The organism is Mesorhizobium sp. M0898, assembly GCF_040319695.1.
Lineage (GTDB): Bacteria > Pseudomonadota > Alphaproteobacteria > Rhizobiales > Rhizobiaceae > Mesorhizobium.
Genome location: NZ_JAMYOE010000064.1, coordinates 1 through 22517 on the forward strand (window position 1 = coordinate 1; position 22517 = coordinate 22517).

14 protein-coding genes, 1 tRNA gene and 1 pseudogene are annotated in these 22517 nt (G+C 60.3%); 12 read left to right on the forward strand and 4 right to left on the reverse strand.

Going from position 1 to position 22517, the window contains the following annotated elements; genetic code table 11:
• The 5 genes from NKH90_RS31800 to NKH90_RS31820 all read left to right on the forward strand — a co-directional run.
• Positions 1 to 253: hypothetical protein (locus NKH90_RS31800; protein WP_352823149.1), on the forward strand; the 253-nt coding region annotated here is incomplete at its 5' end.
• A 104-nt stretch (positions 254 to 357) separates the two neighbouring features.
• A complete protein-coding gene (locus tag NKH90_RS31805) occupies positions 358 to 510 on the forward strand; it encodes a S26 family signal peptidase (protein ID WP_352823151.1) in 153 nt (50 codons plus the stop codon).
• A gap of 113 nt (positions 511 to 623) precedes the next feature.
• Positions 624 to 932, forward strand: a complete 309-nt coding sequence (locus NKH90_RS31810; protein ID WP_352823153.1) for a DUF736 family protein — start codon at positions 624 to 626, stop codon at positions 930 to 932.
• 501 nt (positions 933 to 1433) lie between these two features.
• Positions 1434 to 1487 (forward strand): hypothetical protein, encoded by a 54-nt coding sequence (locus NKH90_RS31815; protein ID WP_352823171.1) that lies wholly within the window; start codon positions 1434 to 1436, stop codon positions 1485 to 1487.
• Between the two features lie 810 nt (positions 1488 to 2297).
• Positions 2298 to 4415: a DUF3363 domain-containing protein gene (locus NKH90_RS31820; protein ID WP_352823155.1), complete on the forward strand. Its 2118-nt coding sequence runs from the start codon at positions 2298 to 2300 to the stop codon at positions 4413 to 4415.
• Positions 4416 to 4598: 183 nt separating this feature from the next.
• Here the strand turns inward: NKH90_RS31820 and NKH90_RS31825 are convergent, their stop codons facing one another.
• Positions 4599 to 4847, reverse strand: coding sequence for a helix-turn-helix domain-containing protein (locus NKH90_RS31825; RefSeq protein ID WP_352617894.1), 249 nt, complete (start codon positions 4845 to 4847; stop codon positions 4599 to 4601).
• 279 nt (positions 4848 to 5126) lie between these two features.
• Here NKH90_RS31825 and NKH90_RS31830 point away from each other — a divergent pair, with 279 nt between their 5' ends.
• The 5 genes from NKH90_RS31830 to NKH90_RS31850 all read left to right on the forward strand — a co-directional run bounded on the left by NKH90_RS31830 (position 5127) and on the right by NKH90_RS31850 (position 19143).
• Positions 5127 to 5705 carry a hypothetical protein gene (locus NKH90_RS31830; protein WP_352823157.1) on the forward strand — a complete coding sequence of 193 codons (579 nt, stop codon included), beginning with the start codon at positions 5127 to 5129 and terminating at the stop codon, positions 5703 to 5705.
• Positions 5706 to 6091: 386 nt separating this feature from the next.
• The gene (locus NKH90_RS31835; RefSeq protein WP_352823159.1) at positions 6092 to 8263 is read left to right on the forward strand and encodes a type I secretion system permease/ATPase; all 2172 of its coding nucleotides are present in this window, start codon (positions 6092 to 6094) and stop codon (positions 8261 to 8263) included.
• 3 nt (positions 8264 to 8266) lie between these two features.
• A complete protein-coding gene (locus tag NKH90_RS31840; protein ID WP_352823162.1) occupies positions 8267 to 9712 on the forward strand; it encodes an HlyD family type I secretion periplasmic adaptor subunit in 1446 nt (481 codons plus the stop codon).
• Positions 9702 to 10256, forward strand: coding sequence for a hypothetical protein (locus tag NKH90_RS31845; RefSeq protein WP_352823164.1), 555 nt, complete (start codon positions 9702 to 9704; stop codon positions 10254 to 10256). Before NKH90_RS31840 ends, NKH90_RS31845 begins: the two co-directional genes overlap by 11 nt.
• A gap of 874 nt (positions 10257 to 11130) precedes the next feature.
• The gene (locus tag NKH90_RS31850; RefSeq protein WP_352823166.1) at positions 11131 to 19143 is read left to right on the forward strand and encodes an SPM autocatalytic domain-containing protein; all 8013 of its coding nucleotides are present in this window, start codon (positions 11131 to 11133) and stop codon (positions 19141 to 19143) included.
• Positions 19144 to 19253: 110 nt separating this feature from the next.
• On the opposite strand, the gene NKH90_RS31855 is transcribed toward NKH90_RS31850, so the two are convergent.
• From NKH90_RS31855 to NKH90_RS31865, 3 genes are all read right to left on the reverse strand, one after another.
• Positions 19254 to 19955 (reverse strand): COG3904 family protein, encoded by a 702-nt coding sequence (locus tag NKH90_RS31855; protein ID WP_352823168.1) that lies wholly within the window; start codon positions 19953 to 19955, stop codon positions 19254 to 19256.
• Between the two features lie 688 nt (positions 19956 to 20643).
• A tRNA-Arg gene (locus NKH90_RS31860) sits at positions 20644 to 20720 on the reverse strand.
• 47 nt (positions 20721 to 20767) lie between these two features.
• Positions 20768 to 21460, reverse strand: a complete 693-nt coding sequence (locus NKH90_RS31865; RefSeq protein ID WP_352457625.1) for a winged helix-turn-helix transcriptional regulator — start codon at positions 21458 to 21460, stop codon at positions 20768 to 20770.
• A 338-nt stretch (positions 21461 to 21798) separates the two neighbouring features.
• On the opposite strand from NKH90_RS31865, the gene NKH90_RS31870 reads away from it, so the two are divergent.
• On the forward strand, positions 21799 to 22125 hold the full coding sequence (locus NKH90_RS31870) for a DUF1330 domain-containing protein (protein WP_023677873.1): 327 nt from the start codon (positions 21799 to 21801) through the stop codon (positions 22123 to 22125).
• Between the two features lie 121 nt (positions 22126 to 22246).
• Positions 22247 to 22517 (forward strand): annotated as a pseudogene (locus NKH90_RS31875) (hypothetical protein); the annotation flags it as partial.

Here is a 22517-nt window from a genome sequence, read left to right on the forward strand (position 1 = left end):
CATGAACCATGGCTCCTGCGTCGCAGGGTTGAGCCGTGAACATGCGCCCAACAGTGATCGTCGCGGCACGCTGTGGCGCGGTCCTGGTCGTCGCGCCGGCATGAATGGCCTCGAGCGCAGTTCATCTGGGACGCATCAGCGAGCGTTCTGGCTGCCGTACAGCGTCGAGTCGGTCGGCAGGATGGATGTTGCTGATATGGCCGCCATCATGCGCCCGAACGGCTGTCAGCCTACTGGCTCAACGAATATCTGACGAACTGCGTGCTGCTTGTGAAGCGGTTGCCAGCTCGCAGCGGACTACCCGTTGCCATCGCGGTACCGCTGTCGTCCGGGGTGTGACCTTTGGACTGCGCTCGAATGGGATCGCGCGGCCGAGCACTGCCTGTCTGGCAGGCGTGCGGGGCGGCCGCCAGTGACGAAGTCTTTCTCATGAACCGGGGACACTTTGACGGCCGTTATTTCGGCCCCCTCCCGCGGACTTCGATCATCGGCGGCGCGGTGCCGGTCTGAACCAGCAACCGTCTGAACCAGCAACCGCACCCCGCCAGCGCGAGAGACTTGAAAGATCGCGTGCGAGGCGACCTGTGACGGCGCGCGACAGTCATCGTCAACGCTTATGAAAGGTGCAACGCAATGGAACCATCAACCCTAGTGATAATGGCCCTAGTGATAACGGCTTGTTCGGCAGCATCTCAATGCTGACGCTGGACGCGAAGCTCTCGCTGTTCCTGGGGAAAATCGGACGCGAAAAAGCGCCACACCATTGCGTCTCTTGCGAAAGCATCGAGATCGGCGCGGCGTGGGATCGCATTGGCAAGGCCGACGCCCATCTCGCCGTCTCTATCGACAATCCGTCCTTCAAACGACCGATCCGCGCCAAACTATTTCCAGTTCGACGCCGAGAAAAGTGCCTGGGCCTTGCGCTGAGCTAGCCATCAAAGCGCCACGAGTGAGACTAATCGAATGCTCCAATTGCGCCTCAGTGAGCGTTCTGTGCCAGATCGCTTGGGCGCCGGTCAAACCCTTCGGCCGATGTCCCGTCGGGCGGTCGCCGTGCGTGGCGAAGGATCAAGAGGCGGCAGACACTGCCCATCGTTCCGAAGGCTCATCGCGCCGAATTGCAGGTGAACAAGACGGCCGGCGAAGCCTTGCCCTTGACGGAGACGAGCAGGCTGCTGGTGCGTCGGGGCGATGGTCGTGCGCTACAATCTACAAAGGCACCGCAATGCTATCCGCATGCGTAATGCCCATCCTTTGCAGTGTCGGCAAGCTAGGCGGATTTGCAATCGCGTGGGTGAGCGCACGGCTCCTCTGACACTAGCATCTCCTCCGCCGGTCCGTGGCCAGTCTATATCTCGGGAGATTGCTTTCACCGTCATAGATGTCGAGTGCGTTGACGATGTTCAGTTCATGCCGTGTCGCGAAAGGGCGCGATGGGACTGATGCAGATCATGCCAGCGATATGGGAAGAACTGCCCATTAAGTAGATCTCAGCATCGATTCTTATCAACCGCGTGACAATATTCTTGCGTACAGCATGTCTTCGCGAGATGCTTGACCGCTTTGGCCCAACGGCTTCCTGCCTGCCTACATTGCCGGTCATGGACGATATCAACAGCACCTCTCCGCTGCCGACCGAGACAATCGACTACGTCAGAAAACCCGCGCCATTGATTATCGGGACCGTTCTCATCCGACGGGCGGCCCACGGCAGGGAGCTGGCAGAACGAGCGCAATCCCTTCGTCGGTTTTCGCGCACACCGCGGACATTCAGGATGTCTTCCGATCGCGTGACGACCGTGACGCCAATGTTGCTGCTGAGATAGTGTTAGCGGCGATTCATCGCTCCAACGTTTAGTCGCCGATGAATGTTGCCGTAACTGACTTAACTGCGGTCGAGTCGCTGCCGGATAGCTCACCAACATCACGGTGGCATTCCTGGAGACGTTTTTTCGGTCGGCTACCCTGTGGGAAATGGCGTGGGAGGGTGGTTTAGGGAGACGGAGGACGAGGGACGGGAGGGACAGCAAGATAAAGCGAGCTGGCGCTCGCCCTCGCTTCGCTCGTAAGTTGTTGTCTGCACATTGTTTTTTCCGGCAGATTCCGAGACCAGGCGGAATGATGTGAGGTGCGGGGCTCGAGGCTGTCGGCTACGCTATTGATCTGAAACGAGAAACTGCGGCGCCCTAGCGATGTGCGATCCGCCGTTTTACGCCGCAGCAAGTCTTTGCGCGCCATAGCGCGCTCGGCGCTCCGGCCATCTTGAAGCACCAAATCTGACCCCCGATGCTGTCGTTATGGCAGATCGTGACAGCGACAGGTTCCAGGTTCGCACCGGCCGGATGCGGCATGGCGGCGCGCCGGTCAATTCGCGCGCACTGCCCTTTGTGCGCCAGGTCGAGATCGCCATCCGCAAGCAAGGCGGCAACCCCAATCGCTTGGGCGGAAGCGGTCATGCCGGGAAGGGGAGCGGCCGCTTCAACGCCCGCGGCCGCGGCGGCAAGGTGGCGTCAGCGTTGCCAAAGGGCGGTGGCGGGTGGAAGCAGGACGGCAATGGCGTGCGCTTTCGCTCCCGCCGCGTCGTGGTGAAGGCGCGCGTCGTCAAGCTGCCGGGGCGAGGCAAGGGGACTGGGCGAGGCCAAAAGTTCGTGACGACCAGCAAGGCCGTCGATGCGCATCTGCGCTATCTCCAGCGCGACGGCGTGACCAGGGACGGCGAGAAGGGCAGGGTATACTCGGCCGTCGACGACGAGGCCGACAGCAAGGCCTTCGTCGAGCGCGGGCGCGGTGACCGACATCAGTTCCGCTTTATCGTCGCGCCGGAGGATGCCGCCGAGATGGAAGACCTGCGCTCCTTCACCCGCGATCTCATGCGACAGATGGAGACCGACCTCAGCACGCGCCTCGACTGGATCGCCGTCGACCATCACAACACCGGTCATCCGCATACCCACGTCCTGGTGCGCGGCATCACCGATGACGGCAAGATCCTGAACATCGCCGGCGACTACATCGCCCATGGCATCCGTCACCGGGCAGGCGAGCTGGTCGAACGGGAACTCGGGCTGCAAAGCGAGATCGAGGTCGCCCGCAAGCTGGCCAGCGAGGTGGACGCCGAACGGCTGACCCGGCTCGACCGCATGCTGATCGCCGAACAGCAGGAGCACGATCTTGTCGATCTCCGTCCCAATGCCAGCGACCGCTACACCATTTCCAGCAATCGCTATCTGCTGATCGATCGGGCGAAGAGACTGGAGCACTTCGGCCTGGCGAGCGAGATCGAGCCCGGCCGGTGGGTCGTTTCCGACAGGGCCGAAAGTACTTTGCGAGCGCTTGGCGAGCGCAACGACATCATCAAGACCATGCATAGGGCACTCGAGGAGCACGGCCTGGCCCAAGAGCGGGGCGCGGCCCAATATGTCATGCACCGGCGGACCATCACCGAGCCGGTCGTTGGCCGTGTGCTCGCCAAGGGCCTTGCCGGCGACGAGATGAGTGACTGGCTGTCGCTCGTCATCGATGGCGTCGACGGGCGCACCCACTATGTCGAGACTGCGGATGCGGCAAAGCTCGACGACGTTCAGCGCGGCCATATCGTGGTGCTCGATCCGATCCCGCCGAAGGAGGAGCCGCGTGCGGCCGACCGCAACATCAGTGTCGTGGCGGGCGAGGAAGGTATCTATCGTCCGAGCACACACCTGGAGGCGATCCGCGAGACGTTTTTGGAGCAGGGCAAGGACCCTGACGCCTTTGTCCGTTTCCACGTCCGCCGTCTCGAAGCGCTGCGCCGGGCCGGTCATGTCGAACGTATCGACGACGACCGTTGGCGCGTTCCAAAAGACCTGCCCGAGCGCGGCGTCGCCTATGATGCCAATAACCGCGGCAAGGACTTCTCCATCCGCGTGCTCTCGACGCTCGATCTGGACGCGCAGGTCGGCAGCGACGGCGCCAGCTGGCTCGACCGGGAGCTGACGGCCAAGAACCCTGTGCCGCTGGTCCGGTCAGGCTTTGGTCTCGAGGTGGACAACGCCCTCGACAGACGGGCTAGCCAACTCGTCAGGATGGGCCATGCCGAACGCGATGCGACGAGCGGTACGATCACCTTCTCGCGCGATCTTGTTGTCACGCTGGAGCGCCAGGAGGTCACGCGCATCGGCAAAGAAATGGCCGCTGCGCGCGGCCTCACATTTGTGCCCGTCCAGCCCGGCAACCATGTCGGCGGCACGCTCCTCGGCTCGGTCCGTCTTGCCAGCGGGCGCTTCGCTATGCTGGACGATGGCCTCGGGTTTCGGCTGGTGCCGTGGCAGCCGATGCTGGATAAGCGCATCGGCCAGCACATCACCGGCCTCGTGCAAGACAGCGGCGGCATAGACTGGAGCTTCGGCAGAAAGCGCGCCATGGGGATCGGGATGTGAGGATCGGTCCGTCCGAAACTCATTTCAGGTCCGCTGCCGCTCTGTACGATGAATTCTGTTCCTGCATCTGTCAGGCACTCACGGCGCACCCCGGCATCGCGCATCCGCTCCACAGGCCGGACACCTATGTGCGACTTCCGTTCTCCTTGCACCTCATGCGACAGGTAGCCGGTCAATCCACGGTCACAGCTTGCCCTTTGTACCGTCAGATCGACGCGCGAGGCGAACACCAGCACCGCCTCCGTTCTCCGGGATGAATTCGATCCCGGCCGCTTCGAAGACTGCACGAATTTCGGCGAGGGTTGAATTCTTTAACTGCTCGCCTCTTTCTAACCGGGCGATGGTATCAGGAGATACGTTTGCGTTTATGGCTAGTTCTCGAGTTCCCCAGCCCAATGCGACGCGTGCCATCTTGCATTGAACTGCATTCATTTCGTAACCGTGATACGATTCTTGTTGATCCATCGTGACATTTTCATTATCGTACCGCTGATACGATTTCGCTTGAAAGCGGCTGCTGTTGGTGTGCAACCACCCTCAGCAGCCTGACCACAACCAAGCTGTTCAGGAGCTCGGATCATGGCTGATTCCGACAATAGCATGACTCTGCCTTTGGTCACTCGCCGACAAATACTTACGGGAGGAATGATCACGTCCACCGCTTTGATGCTTGAGAAGAATGCGCTTCCCGGGGATGTAGCAGCAACCAGCATGCCCTCCGACCCTGCGATGGCGCTTTGGCGCGAATGGGAGATGACCCGCGAGTCGGCCGAGCGGCATTGCCGCTGGCAGCAGCGCCTGGAGACCAAGCTTGTCGAGAGCGTCGGCTTTCCCTGTGTGACTGTCCGCCTGCCCAACGGTGAGGACGTGACGGTCCACTCGATCGAGGCGCTCAACGAAGTGCTCGGCACAGACCCGGATATGGCGGCTCTCCGCGAGAAGGCCGAAGCTGATTTCGCGGCGCATCAGGCGCGGTGGGATGTGGCTGCCGAGGAGACCGGCTACACCGCAGCGCTCAGGGCCGAGCGCGAGGCTGGCGACCGGGCACACGATCTGCTGGAAGCGTTCTCGATGACCCCCGCCACGACCCTCGCCGGTGTAGCGGGCAAGCTCGATGCCGTGTTGCGTGAGGGCGAGGCTTGGGAGGAATGCTCTGAATTTCCCTGGCCGCAAATCCGCTCGGCGCTCAGTGATCTGGTCCGCATCGGAAAGCAGACGTGGCCTGAACGGCTTGCCGACGAGGGTCCTAAGTTCAACAGGCGGCGACCTGGCGCCCGTCTCCGCGCCTAGCATCCGTCCCTGAATCGAGGTCCGAAGCGAAATCCAGCTAGGCGCCGTTGCGCTGAACCACCATCCGACCGCCCCTGGAAACGAGCGCACCCGCAGCTTGAGCAAGAAAGTTAAAGCCCACCGGGACCGAACAGTCGACGAAAAGTAAAGAGCGTACAATGAAGAGTCAGCGGACGAGTACGCCTCACATGCAGAAGGGAGGCCTCCGACGGATCTCTATGCGTAAAGGACATTAGTGCTGGCTTAAATTCAAGGTATCTAATGTAGACTACGGATTTTTTCGGCATTTCGGCAACACTTCTTCTTTTCTCTTCTTCACGCATTGCTTTTGCGGCGTCTGACGGCGGATAAAGAAAGCAGGGCAATTTGGGTTTGCGGGAACGCATGTGGGCGCGGCTACGCCGATAGTTAGGCTGGACAGCGGCGTCGTTTGTTTGACGCTGATGACGCAGTATTTGCGTCAACCGGCTGACCCCGACGCCATTCGCCATGACCTCGGGCTGGGCGAGCGGGTCGCCGATCGCGTCGATATCGTGCGGGCGGCGAAGAGGCTGAAGCTCAAGGCCAAAATTGCCAAGCCTTCGCCCAGGCGCCTGGACCGCCTGCCGCTGCCGGTGATCATCGAGAAGGCCGACGGCAGCTTTGCACTGCTGGCGGCGTTGTCCGCAGGCAAGGTGCTTTTGCAGGATCCGCAATCGGGCGCGCCGCAGGAGTTTTCTCGCGCCGACTTCGATCTGCTGTGGGGCGGCTACGTCGTCCTTGTCACCAGCCGGGCCTTCTCGCAGGGGTTTTCGCGGCGCTTCGATTTCTCCTGGTTCATCCCCGAGATCATCCGCTATCGCTGGATTTTCGCCGAAGTGCTGCTCGCCTCGTTCTTCGTGCAGCTATTGGGCCTTATCTCACCGATCTTCTTCCAGCTGGTGATCGACAAGGTTCTGGTCCACAACGGCCTGACGACGCTGGAAGTGCTGGTGATCGGGCTTTCGGCGGTCTCGATGTTCGAGGTGCTGCTCACCGGCCTGCGAACCTACACCACGATCCATACCACCAGCCGCATCGATGTGGCGCTCGGCGCCAAGCTGTTCCATCATCTGCTCGGCCTGCCGATCGCCTATTTCGAAGCGAGGCAGACCGGCCAGACCGTGGCGCGTGTGCACGAGCTCGAGAACATCCGCGCCTTCCTGACCGGCTCGGCGCTCACCGTGCTGCTCGACGTGCTGTTCCTCTTCGTCTTCCTCGCGGTCATGTATCTTTACAGCCCTTGGCTGACGCTGATCGTCATCTGTTCGATCCCGGCCTATGTCGCGCTGTCGATGGCGGTGACGCCGGAGTTCCGCCGCCGGATCGAGGAAAAGTTCAATCGCGGCGCCGAAAACCAGACCTTTCTGGTCGAATCCATCGTCGGCGTCGAAACGCTGAAGGCGATGGCGGTCGAGCCGCAGATGCAGCGGCGCTGGGAGGACCAGCTTGCCGGCTATGTCGCCGCCGGCTTCCGCACCGCCAGGCTCGCCAATTTTGCCAGCAACACCGCCCAGCTCATCTCCAAGGCGGTGATCGTCGCCACCATGTGGTTCGGCGCCAGGGCGGTGGTCGCCGGCGACATGACCGTCGGCCAGCTGGTCGCCTTCAATATCATGGCCGGGCGCGTCTCCGGCCCGGTGCTGCGGCTGGCACAGCTGTGGCAGGACCTTCAGCAGGTGCGTATTTCGGTCGACCGGCTGGGCGATATCCTCAACGCGCCGGTCGAGATATCGGGCGGTGGCGGGCAGGGCTCGCTGCGTAAGATCGCAGGCCATGCCGCCTTCGACCACGTCACCTTCCGCTACCGGCCGGGCGAGCGCGAGATCCTGAGCGATGTTTCGTTCAAGACCGAGCCTGGCGAGATCGTCGGCATTGTCGGCCCGTCCGGCTCCGGCAAGAGTACTGTCGCCAAGCTGCTGCAGCGGCTGCATGTGCCGGAACGCGGCCGCGTGCTGGTCGATGGTGTCGACCTGGCGCTGATCGATCCCCGCAGCCTGCGCCGTCAGATCGGCGTCGTCTTGCAGGAGAACATCCTGTTTCGCCGCACTCTGCGCGAAAACATTGCGCTGGCCGACCCGGCGCTGCCGCTGGAGCGGGTGATCGAGGCGGCAAAGCTGTCGGGCGCGCACGAGTTCATCCTGCAGCTCAAATCCGGCTACGACACGGTGCTGGAGGAGCGCGGCTCCAACCTCTCCGGCGGCCAGCGCCAGCGCATCGCCATCGCCCGGGCGCTGGTCACCAATCCCCGCATCCTGATCTTCGACGAGGCGACCAGCGCGCTCGACTACGAGTCGGAATATGTCATCCAGCAGAACATGCGGCTGATGGCCAAGGGCCGCAGCGTGTTCATCATCGCGCACAGGCTGGCCGCGCTTCGCGACGCCACCCGTATCATTACCATCGAGGCCGGCCGCATCACCGAACAGGGCTCGCATGACGAGCTGCTGCAGCTAAACGGCCGCTATGCCCAGCTCTATCGGCTGCAGGCCGAACAGCGCCCGAGCGCGCCACCAATGCCAGCAGAGGCGGCGGAGTAGGCGATGGGGCGCTATTGGCAAGCAATCAGGGAAGGCGTGGCGCGCGAGACCGGAAACAAGCGCCCACCGCTCAACCGCGACGAGCGCGCCTTCCAGGCCGCCGCGATCGAGATCCTCGAGACGCCGGCCTCGCCGGCGGCCCGCATCTTCTCGGCGCTGATCATGCTGTTTGCCGTTGGCGCGCTGGCTTGGTCGTGGTTCGGCCGCATCGACACCTATGCCACCATCCAGGGCAAGCTGATCCCGATCGGCAAGGTCCAGGTCATCGAGCCGCTGATCACCGGCACGGTCAAGGCGCTTCACGTCAGGGCCGGCGACCATGTCGGGGCGGGCGACAAGCTGGTCGAACTGGAGCCGGCCGAATACGCGGCCGAACGGCAGAAGAACGCCGGCAACCTTGCCGCCGCCGAGGTGTCGAAAGCCCGGCTCGAGGCGCTGGTCGATGCAGTCGCTGAAGGCACGCGGTCGACCGAGGCAGGTTTTGTGGTTCCGGCCGATGCGCCGGCGCCTCTGGTCGACCTGCAGCGCCTCCAGATGCGCCAGTCGCTTGCCGCCTATCAGGCCGAGCAGGACAGCCTCGAAGCTGAGATCGCCCAGAAGCGCATCGAGATCGAGCGCGGCAACAGGACATTGGTCGAACGCCGCAAACTGATCAGCCTGGCCGGCGACAGACTCGACATCTTCGAGGAGCTGGAAAAGCGCCAGGTCGGCATCAAGACCAGCACCATCGATGCGCGCCAGAGCGAGCAGGACCAATTGATGGCGGCGGTGTCCGACGAGGGCCACATCGCCGAGCTCGAAGCGACGATAAGGACGCTCGCCGCGCAGAAACGCGCGCGCCGCGAGGCCTATCTCGACAAGGTCGCGACAGAACTGATCGAGGTCGACCGCTCGATCGGCGTGCTGCGGCAGGATCTGGCCAAGGCCGAGCTGTTCGAGCGCGCCAGCCTACTCAAATCGCCGGTCGCCGGCCGCGTGCAGCAATTGGAAGTCAACACACTTGGCGAGGTGGTGCAGACCGGACAGAAGCTTATGGTGATTGTGCCGGATGGCACGGCGCTTGAGATCGAGGCGATGCTGCTCAACCGCGACAAGGGTTTTGTGCATGAAGGGCAGGAGGCGCGCGTCAAGCTCGAGGCGTTTCCGTTCACCCGTTACGGCACGCTCAACGGCAAGGTCCTCACTGTCTCCAACGACGCCATCCCGGCCGGCGCGCCGCAGCCGGGTTCTCCGGCCAAGGAAGAGACCGCGCGCGACGCCGCCGGGCCGCTGGTGTTTCCGGTGAGGATCGCGCTGAATGAGACGTCGATACGGGTGGAAGGGAATGATGTACTTCTAACGCCTGGAATGTCGGTGACGGCCGAGATCAAGACTGGCAATCGCCGCGTGATCGAGTTCCTGCTCGATCCGCTGGTGGAGATGACGGATGAGGCGTTTCATGAAAGATAAAAACGCATTCTTGAAAATCTTGCATGTGTCAACTCTGACCATAGCGCTCGCCTGCGATGTCTTAGGAGCGCTGGCACAAAATAATTCCGATTTCGACGAAAAGGCGTTCGTGAAGATGGTTCGGTCAGGTAAATGCGACGATGCATTTCGGTCTATTTGGCACAGAGTGGCGACTGGCGAAGTAAAACCAACAGAAATACTATCGTATTACATAGAGAACAATAAGATTGTTCTAGATGATTTAAATAAGTACGATATGTCTGACAGAAAGATCTCCCTGATGCTTCAGATGAAGATTTTTGGTCGCGGCAGTCGTGGAAGCGATAATCGATTGATGCGTCGTTTGTTGTCGCCAGAGATTATGCAGCCTGGGGGCAAAAAAATAGGAGCGTGTCTGGCCGCCTCTAAGGGCTCTGGAGAGGCAGTGCAGGAATGCATTGAGAATGCGCAAGCCGTGGGCATAGTCGACGACTTTATGAAATTCTACTTCTACGCCGACAAAGCAATGAATGACGCTGTCATAGTGCAGTGCGGGAGGAATTAACATGTCTGATTTGTTCCCATCAAGAAAAATGACGCCAGGTGAAATTGACATGGCGCGACGCTATTATGGTGATGAAATAGACTACAGCAAAGTTAATATCAACCGATTTTCATACTTCTTAGGTCAACCAAGTTATACATACGTCACGCCAAATAATGGAATTTATATTGGGAACGACGATCCTTCATATCAAAAAGATTATTCTAATCCAACTCTCAGCGTAGGGCAAAGATCGCAGTTTATGCACGAGTTGATGCATATTTTTCAATATCAACATCGGGCTGGATTATTCAATTCTGGTCTATTTAAAAATAACTTTTTTTACAGAAACCCTTTTGTTCCTGGCAGTGGTCCTTATTATGAGTATGGCCCCTTGACTAGTGTTAAGAGTTTCAATGACCTAAACATCGAACAGCAAGCCCACCTATTCCAAGATTATTTTGAGACGGTTGAAAAAGGCGGCCAGAGACCAGATTTGGCACCCTTTGAAAAAGTGCTTCCGAGAATCTTTCATTATAGCCCGGCAATAAGGCTGCCCGACCAAGCGCCAATTCCTGGACCTAGGAATTCCGACCCAAGTCTGTCGCCTTCAACAAATCCGGGTGGCGCTCACGGAGGCGGAGAATTTGGGGGAAGTTCGCGACCTGGAGGAAGCTCGCAACCTGGAGGCAGCGAGCGGGGTGGCAATGCTACCGGCAGCCCAGGCACCGGTCCCGGATCATCCCCGGCTGCCAGCCCCTCACACTCGCCTACCGACGCTCGGGCTCCAGATCGTAGCTCAACGCCTAACAACGTGGGTACGTCGCCTGCAACTGGCAGGGGGAAGTCACCTACAACTGGAAGGGGCACGTCGCCTACAAACCGTCGTGGCGATTTGTATGGGGATACGCCTGGTGTTCCATCCGGTGCGGTTCCAACGCCTAGCCCACGACCAGAGACAAGAGTAATGACGCCTCATATATCGGTTGCCGGCTACGAAGACCCCTCCACGCCGGATAGACCTTACTTGTACGTTAAAGAGGTTGATCCCGTGCTAGGAACGGTGTGGGCGCCTCTCTATCAGGTGGACCCAACTGTGCACTATTTTAATTTAACCCCATATTATACCTCAAATGCTTCTCCTGGCGGCAGTGACCACACCAGTTCTGGCTCGAGCCCTTTCGGGAATGGCGGGCTCATTTCGACACCGGTTGGTGATCATGCCGGGCACCCTAACGGCGTTTCGGGAAACAAGGACAATGGCTGGAACGGGAAACCTGTCCTGCTCGACCTCTCCGGTAATGGCCTCTCGATCAATCCACTGTCCTCGTCCTCGCAGTTTCTCGATCTCGACGGCGACGGTTATCAGCATCGCACCGCCTGGGCGGATGTCGGCACCGGCGTGCTGGTGCTCGATGCCGATGGCGACGGGAAGATCAGCCGCTCCAGCGAATTTGTTTTCACCGAATGGGATCAGACCGCGACGAGCGATCTCGAGGCGTTGAAGAGCGTCTTCGACACCAACCACAATGGCCTGCTCGACGCGGGCGACGAGCGCTGGTCCGAATTCAAGGTGATGATCGATGGCCAGCTTGTGTCGCTGGCCTCGCTCGGCATTGCTTCGATCGGCCTGACCCCGACCGGCACCGGCCAAAGTTTCACCGACGGCTCGGCTATCACCGGCACAGCACAGTTCACCCGGACCGACGGGACTACGGGCACAGTCGGCGATGCCGTGCTCACCGCAGATGCCAATGGCTACATCATCAAGAGCACCACCGTCACCAATGGCGACGGCTCCAAGACCACCGATCTTGCCGGCTACGGCAAGGATGGAACGCTGGCGTTCCAGAACCGCATCACAATCAGCGCCGACGGCCTGTCCACGACGACGCAGTTCGACGATGACGGCAACGGCACCTATGAACGCTCGCAGAGCGACGTGACGACGATCACCGCCGGCGTGCGCAAGCGCGTCGTCAGTGATTTCAACACCGACGGCTCGCTTGCCGACCGCAGCACCACGACAAGCAGTGCTGACAAGACGACGGTAACGACCACGCTCGACGAGGACGGCGACGGCGCCGTCGACCAAACTCAGGTGTTCGTCAGGAATGCCGATGGTTCGACCACGACGACGGTTTCGGAAAGCAGCGTCAACGGCACCCTGCTAGACAAAATGGTGACGACGGCCTCGGCGAACGGCCTGTCCAAGACGGTGCAGGTCGATTCGACCGGCAGTGGCGTCTACGATCTGACCAGCACCGAGACCACGGTCGTCGCCGGAGACGGCACGCGCACCAAGACAGTCGCAAATACCAGCAGCGGCGGCTCGCTAATAGGCAAGGAACAGACCGTGACCAGCGCCGACGGCCGCACGCGCACCGTCTCGCATGACCTGGATGGCAACGGCACTTATGAAACCCGTGATGTGACCACCATCACTGACGGCGCCAATGACGTCTCGGTCACCACAGTCTCCACCTACAGCTCTACCAACGCGCTCATCGGCAAATCGGTCGTCACCACCAGCGACGACGGTTTGGCGAAGACGGCCTCCACCGATCTGGACGGCGACGGGCTTTTCGACGTCATTTCCTCCGATGTGACGGTGGTCGGCGCTGGCGGCAGCCTGACCGAGACCCAGCAGCTAAAAAGTCGAGATGGTTCCCTGCTGGGCAGTTCCACCACCGATACCAGTGCCGACCGCAAAACCATCTCCATATCCACGGACGGCGACGGCGATGGCCGCACCGATGCCGTCAAGACCATCGTCATCGACGGCGCAGGCGTGACGACCACGACCGGGATTCTGTACAATCCCGATGGTTCGATCGTGGGCAAAACCTTCGACCAGACCTCCGCGAACGGCCTGTCGGTGACCAGCAAGGCCGATCTGAACAGCGATGGCGTCTACGACGTTATCGTTACCGACGTGACCACCACCGACGCATCCAGCAACCGCACGCGGACGGTGACGACCACCAGCGCCAGCGGTGCGCTGATCGGCAGCAGCGCCATCACCACAAGCGCAGACAGCCTGACCCAGACCGTAAAGGATGACGTCAACGCCGACGGCACCGTGGACCGGACGACGGTCCAGGCTACCGTGCTCGGCAGCGACGGCAGCCGCACCGTGACCACGACGACGACCAGCACCAGCGGCGCGATGCTTGCCAAGACTGAGGCCAGGACCAGTGCCGACCGCAAGACAACCACCACCACGATAGACGCCAATGGCGACACCAAGATCGACCGGACGCAGGTCGCTGTCGTCAATGCCGATGGCAGTCAGGTAGTCACAGTATCGGATACCGACATCAATGGCACGCTGCACGCCAAATCGGAAACCACGCTGTCCGCCAACGGCCTGACCAGAACCAACAAGCAGGACGTGAATGGCGACGGCATCTATGATGTAACCACGCAGGCGGTGACGGTCATTGCCGCCACCGGCGTCCGCACTACAACGACCTCGCAGACATCGAGCAACGGCACGCTGCTGTCGAAGACGATTGCTGCGGTGTCGGCCAACGGATTGACCATGGACGCCCAGTACGATGCGGATGGCGACGGTGTTATCGAGGCGAAATCCAGCGATGTTACCGTGCTCAATGCGGACGGGTCTACAACCAGGACCGTGTCGACGCTCGCCGGCACCGGCGCTCTGGTAGGCAAGACCATTGCCACGACCAGCGCCAACGGGCTCACGTCGACGCTCCAGGCTGATATTGACGGCAACGGCACCATCGACCAGACCACGACTGCAACCACGGTTCTCGCTGCCGATGGTTCCAAGACCGCCACGATCACGATCAAGAACGGCAGCAATGCCCAGATTGCCCGCACCCAGACGGTTGCCAGCAGTGACGGACACAATGTCACGACCACAAACGACCTGGACGGCAACGGAACCACCGACGAAAACGTGACCACCGTTCTGAACAGCGATGGCACGACCACCGAAACGGCCAGCACCTATGGTGCCGGAGGCGCGTTGACCTCTAAGGCAACCCATACTGTCAGCGCCAACGGCCTGTCTGAAACGCTCGCCACCGATCTGGACGGCAACGGCACAATTGACCAGTCGACCACAGATGTGGTCGTGCTCAATGCCGACGGCAGCAAGACCGAAACCATCACCGATCTCGATGCTGCCGGCGCGGTCAAGGACAAGACGACGATCGTCACCAGTGCCAACGGACTGACGAAAACAGTGACCTGGGCCGCGGTCGGCACGACCACCAGTCGCTCGATGACCGACACAACAGTGCTCAACGCCAATGGCAGCACGACCGAGACTGTTGCCTACAGGAAATCGAACGGCTCGCTGGAGAGCCAGACAGTCACCACCGTGAGCGCCGACAAGCTTACCAGCACGACCACCAGGGATGTCGACGGCAACGGTTCGGTCGATATCACCACCACCTCTGTGAAAAATGCCGATGGCAGCGTGACCTCAACGATGTCGGGAGCCAACAGCGAGGATTGGTCGTCGGTTTCGACCACCACAAAAACGACAACGGTCAGTGCCGACGGTCTGCACAGCGTGACCCTGTACGGGCCAACGTCGATCAAGAAAATGCCGACGATGACCGCCAAGACCACCAGTGACACAACAATCGGCGCCGATGGTTCGACCGTGACGATCGTCAAAGATTATCAATTGACAACGACGGCGACCCCGACACTTTTCCTGGCAGACCAGACCAGGATCACAAAGGCCGGTGACGGCTTTTCCACCACCAAAGAATGGGACGTGAATGGTGATGGGAGCTACGACAGCAAGGAAACCGACGTAACGGTGCTGAATGCCAATGGCTCGACGGTGCGCACCATCAGCAAATTCGAAGGCGCCGTCCTGAAAAGCACTTTCGTCACGACGACCAGCGCCAACGGCCTGTCGACCACGACCAACTGGGATGTTTTCGGAACGGATCCGTTCAGCCAGGACACGACGGACGTAACGACGATCAATGCTGATGGTTCGTCGACGCGAACCCTTACCAACCTGAAGGCCGACGGCTCCCAGCTGTCGAAGTTCGTCACGGTGACAAGTGCCGACGGCAGGACGACGACCACTCAGGAAGACATCGACGGCGCGGTTGGCTTCGACCGGACCACGAGCGACAACGTGCTTACCCTGGCCGACGGCGCAATCGTGGAAACCATCAAGAGATCGACCACAGGTGGTGTTCTGCTCGACAGCGCGACCGCTACGACGAGCGGCGACAGGCGGATAATTTCGATTGTCCGCGATGTTGATGGCGACGGCACCGTCGACCAGACCGAAGTGACGACGAGAGCTGTCGACGGCTCGGTCAAGACGGTGATCACCGATTTCAGCGCGGCCAATCACAAATCGGCCGAGGTCACCATAACGACCAGCGCGGACGGGCTGAGCACGACTTCGGAATGGGATTTCGACGGCGACGGCACCGTCGACCAAAGACGCACGACGACCAAAGCGGACCTGGGAGATGGTTCGATAGAAACGCAAGCAAGGGACAAATACGTTGCGGTCAGCCAGCTCGGCTTTCCGTCCGAGTCCTTCGCCGGAGCATGGAACACGGTCACCAGCGATGACGGCCGTACCATCTATACCGCGACTGATATCGACAATGGCGGCTTCGACAACATCCGCGCGGCCATCATTGCCGCGGATGGCTCCGTGACGGAAAGCTTCCACAATGGATACCACAGTGGCACCCTGCTCATTCCGGGCCTGGTTTATTGGAAGAACGTTGTTACCGACAATGGCATCTTAAATACCGGCGCCAACGGGCTTCTTGCGGAAAACGTTATAGTAAAAACCAGCGCGGACGGGCTGACGACAACGACATATTTCGACTTCGACGGGAACGCCACGGATCCTACCAGCAATCCGACTTCGAACCCGAGCACGACCAACTTCGAGGTTGTCGCGGTAACGCAAGCACAGATCGATGGCTCCGTCGTCACTACGTTCACGGAGAAGAACGACAGCGGCGTTGTTGTCGCCAAAGGCACGATGACGACCAGCGCCGATGGAATGACCACGACTTTGCTGAAGGACGCCGACAACAACGGCACTTATGAACACACCGAGACGGCCGTCACTCGCATCGATGGGTCGATCCGAAAGGTCGTAACGGATTATGATGCCAGCGGGGTGGCGACGAAAACCGTGACCACCGACGTCAGCGCCGATGGCAAATCGACGTCTGTGGTGATGGTAAAAGATGCGACGGGCACCGGCACGACAACCGGCGTCGGCGTCGAATTCATCGCCACGGGGACTACAAACGATACGATTTCCGGCAGCACCGGCGACGATCACATCCAGGGCGGTGCTGGCGTCGACAAGATCAACGGCGGCGCCGGCGACGACGTCATCGACGGCGGCACCGGTGCGGACGAACTGACTGGCAGCACCGGCAATGACACCTATATCGTCGACAATGCTGCAGACCAGGTCAGCGAGGACCCGAACGTCGTCGGTGGCAGCAGTGGCACCGACACGGTGCTCAGTTCGGTCACCTACACCATATCCGACGTAAACGTCGAAAACCTTACGTTGACTGGAGCTTCGGCCATCAATGCGACTGGCAATTCTTCGGACAATGTGCTGACCGGCAATTCGGCAGCAAATTCGCTCAGCGGCGGTTCGGGGTCTGATGGTCTTTACGGCGGCGCCGGCAACGACTCGCTGACCGGCGGTAAAGGCAGCGATACGCTGGTTGGCGGGATCGGCAATGACTACCTGAACGGCCAGGATGACGGCGACATCTATGTGTTCCAGCGCGGCGATGGCAGCGATACTCTCGAAGACATCGTGTCGGTGACGACCACCGCATCCGCCGATATCAACGCCGCGCAAGCTTTGGGCGTCTCAGCGAACGGAACAGTTAATACCTGGGTCGGCGGCTATCTCTGGCAGACAAGCACGAATTCGCTGTTGAAGCTGACGGATGGTGGCAAGGACTCTCTTACCCTCACCGGCGGCATAACTGCGGACAACCTCTCATTTGCGTGGGCGGGTGTTGGTCAGGACAATCTCGTTGTCAGTATCGCGGGTGGTCCGGTCGGGGATAGCATCACGATCAATCAACAGGCGCTTGCGGCCGCGAAAATCGAGAAGCTGACGATCGATGGGTGGGGCACGATGCTCTTCGGCGTCGCGAGCGCACCTGGCGCAACGCTTAACGGCACGTCAGCCGCGGAAATCCTGTTTGGCGTCAGCGGCGATGAAACGATCACCGGCAACGGCGGCATCGACTTCCTTTTTGGTGGAGCCGGCAACGATGCCATCTATGGCGGGTCTAGCACCGACACGTTCTATGGTGGCGCTGGGAACGATACCCTGAATGGTGCAGCGGGTGATGACCGCTATGTCTTCCGTCGCGGTGACGGCACTGACGGCGTCAAGGATTTCAACATTGTCACGACCACCGCAGGTGCCGATATCACTGCGGCACAAGCGAAAGGCGTATCCGCAACCGGGATCGTCAATACCTGGGTCGGCGGCTACTACTGGAATACCAGCATCAACGGCCTCCAGAAAGCGACCGAGGGTAATGTCGATACACTAGCATTGGAAAGCGGCATCAAAGCCGAAGATCTCTCGTTCTCGTGGACTGGTGTGGGCGGCGACAATCTTGCAATTACGATCGCCGACGGCCCGGCAGGCGACAGCATCGTGCTCTACCAGCAGACGACGGCCGCTGCCAAAATCGAGAAGCTGGCGCTCGATGGCCTGGGGACGCTGAATCTTTTCGTTGCGACAGCCCCAGGCGCGATGGTGACCGGTAGCACGACAGCCGACATAATATTCGGGCTTGCCGGCAACGAGGCCCTGAATAGCAGTGATGGCGACGACGTCATCTTTGGTGGCGCGGGCAACGATACGATGAATGGTGGGATCGGCAACGACGCCATCTACGGCGGCGCCGGAAGTGACTATTCCAATGGAGCCGCCGGCGACGATCGCTTCGTCTATCGTCGAGGCGATGGCAGCGATGCGATCGACGACAATACCTCAATCGTAACGACGGCTTCAGCGGACATCAACGCCGCAACAGCGAAGGGCGTCTACGCCGGAGGAACCGTTAACACGTGGGTTGGCGGCTATTATTGGCAGACCAGCACAAACCAGCTTCTCAAGCGGCAGGAGGCCGGAACAGACACTCTGGCCCTTGAAGGGATTTCCGCAAACGACCTGTCCTTCTCCTGGACGGGTGCAGGCAATGACAATCTGCTGATCAACATTGCCGGAGGGCCGGTAGGCGACAGCATGCTGCTATATCAGCAGAGCGTCGCAGGCCACATCGAGAAGCTGACGCTCGATGGCATGGGCACAATGAACCTCGCGGTCGCCACGGCCGCTGGTGGGACCGTCAACGGTAGCGTGGACGCCGACATAATCTTCGGTCTTTCTGGCAATGAAGTGCTGAACGGCAATGCCGGCAACGATGCACTTTACGGCGGCGCCGGCAATGACACGTTGTCGGGCGGCACAGGCAACGACAGCTATCATTTCAACGCGGGAGGTGGCGCCGACACGATCGTCGAATCGGGCACCTACAACGACAGTGACGAGCTGGACTTCGGCACGGGGCTTGATGCGAACGAACTCTGGTTCAGCCAGCAGGGCAATGACTTGGTCATTTCGGTCCTGGGAACAACCGACAAGGTGACCGTCAGCAACTGGTTCGCCGGTCCAGGCAACGTCGTCGAGACCATCAAGTCCGGCGATGGGAAGGTGCTCAACCATTCCGAGGTCGCAACGTTGGTCGCCGCCATGGCCGGGTTCCAGCCGGCAACATCTCCCGGCGGTACAGGCATCCAGCCCGGTGATCCCCGGCTCGGCGATCCGGCCCAGATCGGCACCATCGCCGCGGCGGTACAGTCCTCCTGGGCGACGGCTTGAGGCTGAGTGATGGGGCAAATGCGAACCGGCTCAAGGGCCGGTTCGCTTCGCGACGGCGGGTCGAGTGGCCGCGCGGAGATGCAGCCATTCTCCCATCGTGGCAGCCTGTTTTATTTCCGGACGCAATTCTCGGGCAGCGGCTGTCTTTTGCAGAATCGGGGATCGGTGAAATCCAGCTCTTCGACTGAGCCGGTGACCAAGCCCCAACTGCGCTGCTTATCCATCGAAATCTCATAAAAATCGTCGCCGCTGTATTTGAAAGCTTCATCTTCCAGAGCGACGGCTACACCCATCTCTCGGAGATATCGTTTCTTTTCCAGATGAGCATTGGCTAGAACCTTGGCGACCCTTTTGGCCGATTTTATCTCAGTGAAGCTCCTGTCGCCTTTTGTGTACAGGACGGCTTGTCCCTTGTGGACCCGAATAAGGTTGCGGTCGCTATTGAGCCTTTTTACGCCACCAGCAAGAAAGAAGGGGCAGGCAGACAGGCAGTTGGCCTTTTCAAATCGGGCTGTGCCATCAATTCCTGACATCGTGCGACAGACCGAGGGCTTGCCCTCGCAAACCAGGGGTGAAGTGCCAATAGCGATCGTCAGCTTGTTCTTTCTGGCGATCCTGCCGAGTTCCTGGGCGGACTGACGGTCACCGCCGTTGGATGTCAACACAATCGGCAGGTGAACTGGGCCGAGACTCTTCAGCAGCTTGCGCAAAGCCGGTGGCGACGAGGTTTCGATTGAGCCTGCAGCGTAGATCCACTCGGGGCATGTCGGTTCACATGCCGGGTCCGAGTTCCGGATGACTTGAAAGGTCATGACGGTATCCGGGGCCCATGCCAGTGCTGGCAGCATTTGCAGTGCAACAAAACAGGTCGCAGGCAAGATCAAGAGCGCAGCGCGCCACAAACAGCGAAAGAAAACCAAAGCCGCCCCCCGAAGGCATTCTTAGACAAGGATGACCGTCAGCGTTTTCACGATCGTTTGTCAACTACGGTCGGATCTCATTCATCGTCCCCAGAGTCGCAATGGTGGCCAGTCGAAGCTGCGCCGATCGAAATCGGCCGTGTCGGCGTACGTGAAAGATCAGGAATGCCCGCGGGCATGTGATGGTGCTCCGGACCCGCTGGCTGGCCATGGATTTGCGTCCCCATGCATTGCGGCGGCGACTGTGGTGACGGAGCCAGTGATTCGATGGCAGCAGTTCGGTTCGGAGTTCAGGTTAAACTATAGACAAGTGGAAAATGAGGGTTCCGGCGATAGGACTAGAATGGGGCAAAACACGAGAACGCTGAACGCCGCTTCGGCTCGTCGCAAGAAGGATCACCTACCTGCCGGCCAGGTCCGCCCTCGTGCGATACAGACTGAGATACAAACTGTGATACAAGCCGCTACCGAATCTTGGAAAAAACGCCGCGCTGCCGACTGGCCATCAAAAACGCCGTACTAATTGCCGTACTAATTCGCAAAAAAGTACGGCGGCAATTTGCTAAGCACCTGAAAACATTGGTGATCCCGACAGGAATCGAACCTGTGACCTACAGATTAGGAATCTGCCGCTCTATCCTACTGAGCTACGGGACCATCGCGCCCGACACATAGCCGCTTCGGATCGTTTCGCCAAGAGGCAGCTAGGCCGCTCGCTTGGGTTCGACCGCGAACGGGCTCAGGCCGAGCCAGGTCTGCATTTTGCGCGCGATGTCCTGGTCGCCCGTCAAGATGACTTTCGGCCCGGCCTTCTCGACGGTGATCAGCCCCATCCAGATTTCGGTCATGGTGTGCAGGTCGGTCGAGACGTAGAGATCGACATCGAAGCCCGGATCGTACCAGCAGAGGTCGACCTCGCCGTGCTTCTCGACGATCAGCCACCATGACCGCTTGGAGGCGGGGAGCTCCTGATACAGAAATTGTATTACTGTGCGCCCGTCGGGCAGCGGCGACGCGTTGAGATTGCGCCGCATGTCCCACATCAGCAGCGATGGATCGAGGTTCTTCAGCGACAACCGGGACTCGACCCATTTCTGGCCCCAAAAACCCATCGCCTCGACGACGGAACGCAGATCCCTGCCTGCCTCGGTCATCCGGTATTCGAAGATGCCTTTCTCGCCGCGCACCTCCTTGCGCTCGACGATCCCGGCCAGCTCGAGCTCCTTGAGGCGTTGCGACAGAAGGGTCGGCGACATTTTGGGGACGCCGCGGCGCAAATCGTTGAAACGGGTCGAGCCCGCCACCAATTCGCGAAGCAGAACCATGGTCCAGCGGGTGCACAGCACCTCGGCGGCCATCGATAACGGGCAGAACTGTTTGTATCCGGACTGGGTCACGATGTTGCCTTCCCTCAAACTCCGCCGGAACCATAGGCCTTTCCCGGCGACGCGGCGAGTACAGAAACTGTACCGGCCCAGTGCGGTGGATTCGAAGTTCCTGCTTTCTGGGTGGCATCAGCATTAGGAACTTCAAATCCAAAACCACACTGGAAATCCAAGCACTTGCTGGTGTGGCTTTTGAATCCGAAATTCGCTCGCTGCGTTGCTCCAAAGTGAATGCGAATTTCGGATTCGCCACACCAGTACAGATCGGGGACTGGCTGGCGCGACCCTTGCCATGCGACCCCTCTGCCGCTGCACGGGATACCCCTGTGCACGACCAGGAGACATGACCCATGACCGCTTACGTTATCGCAGACATCAAGGTGAGGGACCCGAAGTGGATGCCGGCCTATGCCGCGTCGGTCCACGACCTCGTTCACAAGCACGGCGGCAGATATCTGTCGCGCAGCGGCAATGTGAAGACGCTCGAAGGCAAGCCGCTCGACACGACGCTGATTGCCTTGATGGCGTTCCCGACCGAGGCCGCGGCGCGCGCCTTCACCGACGATCCTGCCTACGCGCCGTTCGTTTCGGCCCGTCAGGGCGGCAGCGACAGCCGTTTCCAGCTGATCGACAACTCCGATCTGGCCGGAACCATCCCCTATCTGCCGAAGGGATGATCGGCATTCGTCGCATCGGGACAGGGATCTCCCAGCAACAACAGCCACAGCGCCCACCTGCCGGACCTCCTTACTTCCGGCGGCCGGCCGGGCTGTGCTTTTCAAGAAGAATGGAATGACTATGACAATCAACTTTCGCAACAAGTTCCTCGCTGCCGCGGCGCTGCTGTCGGCCTGCACCGCGCTGGCGCAGGCGCATCAGGCAGCGCCCGCGCCCGGTCCCAATCCGCTGGCCGACAAGGTACGCGCGGCCAACAGCCGCTTCGAGAATGTGGCGGCGGCGACCGCCGAGGGCTACGCGCCCATTCCCTGCGCCAGCGGCATCACCGGCGGCGCCATGGGCATCCACTATGTCAATCCCGGCTACCTCAAGGACGATGCTGTCGATGTCG

Bases quoted from the DNA above. Each gene is read 5' to 3' on its own strand.
- NKH90_RS31805 (WP_352823151.1), top strand. From the start codon at position 358: ATGGGATCGCGCGGCCGAGCACTGCCTGTCTGGCAGGCGTGCGGGGCG.
- NKH90_RS31820 (WP_352823155.1), top strand. From the start codon at position 2,298: ATGGCAGATCGTGACAGCGACAGGTTCCAGGTTCGCACCGGCCGGATG.
- NKH90_RS31825 (WP_352617894.1), bottom strand. From the start codon at position 4,847: ATGAATGCAGTTCAATGCAAGATGGCACGCGTCGCATTGGGCTGGGGA.
- NKH90_RS31830 (WP_352823157.1), top strand. From the start codon at position 5,127: ATGCCCTCCGACCCTGCGATGGCGCTTTGGCGCGAATGGGAGATGACC.
- NKH90_RS31840 (WP_352823162.1), top strand. From the start codon at position 8,267: ATGGGGCGCTATTGGCAAGCAATCAGGGAAGGCGTGGCGCGCGAGACC.
- NKH90_RS31845 (WP_352823164.1), top strand. From the start codon at position 9,702: ATGAAAGATAAAAACGCATTCTTGAAAATCTTGCATGTGTCAACTCTG.
- NKH90_RS31855 (WP_352823168.1), bottom strand. From the start codon at position 19,955: ATGACCTTTCAAGTCATCCGGAACTCGGACCCGGCATGTGAACCGACA.
- NKH90_RS31870 (WP_023677873.1), top strand. From the start codon at position 21,799: ATGACCGCTTACGTTATCGCAGACATCAAGGTGAGGGACCCGAAGTGG.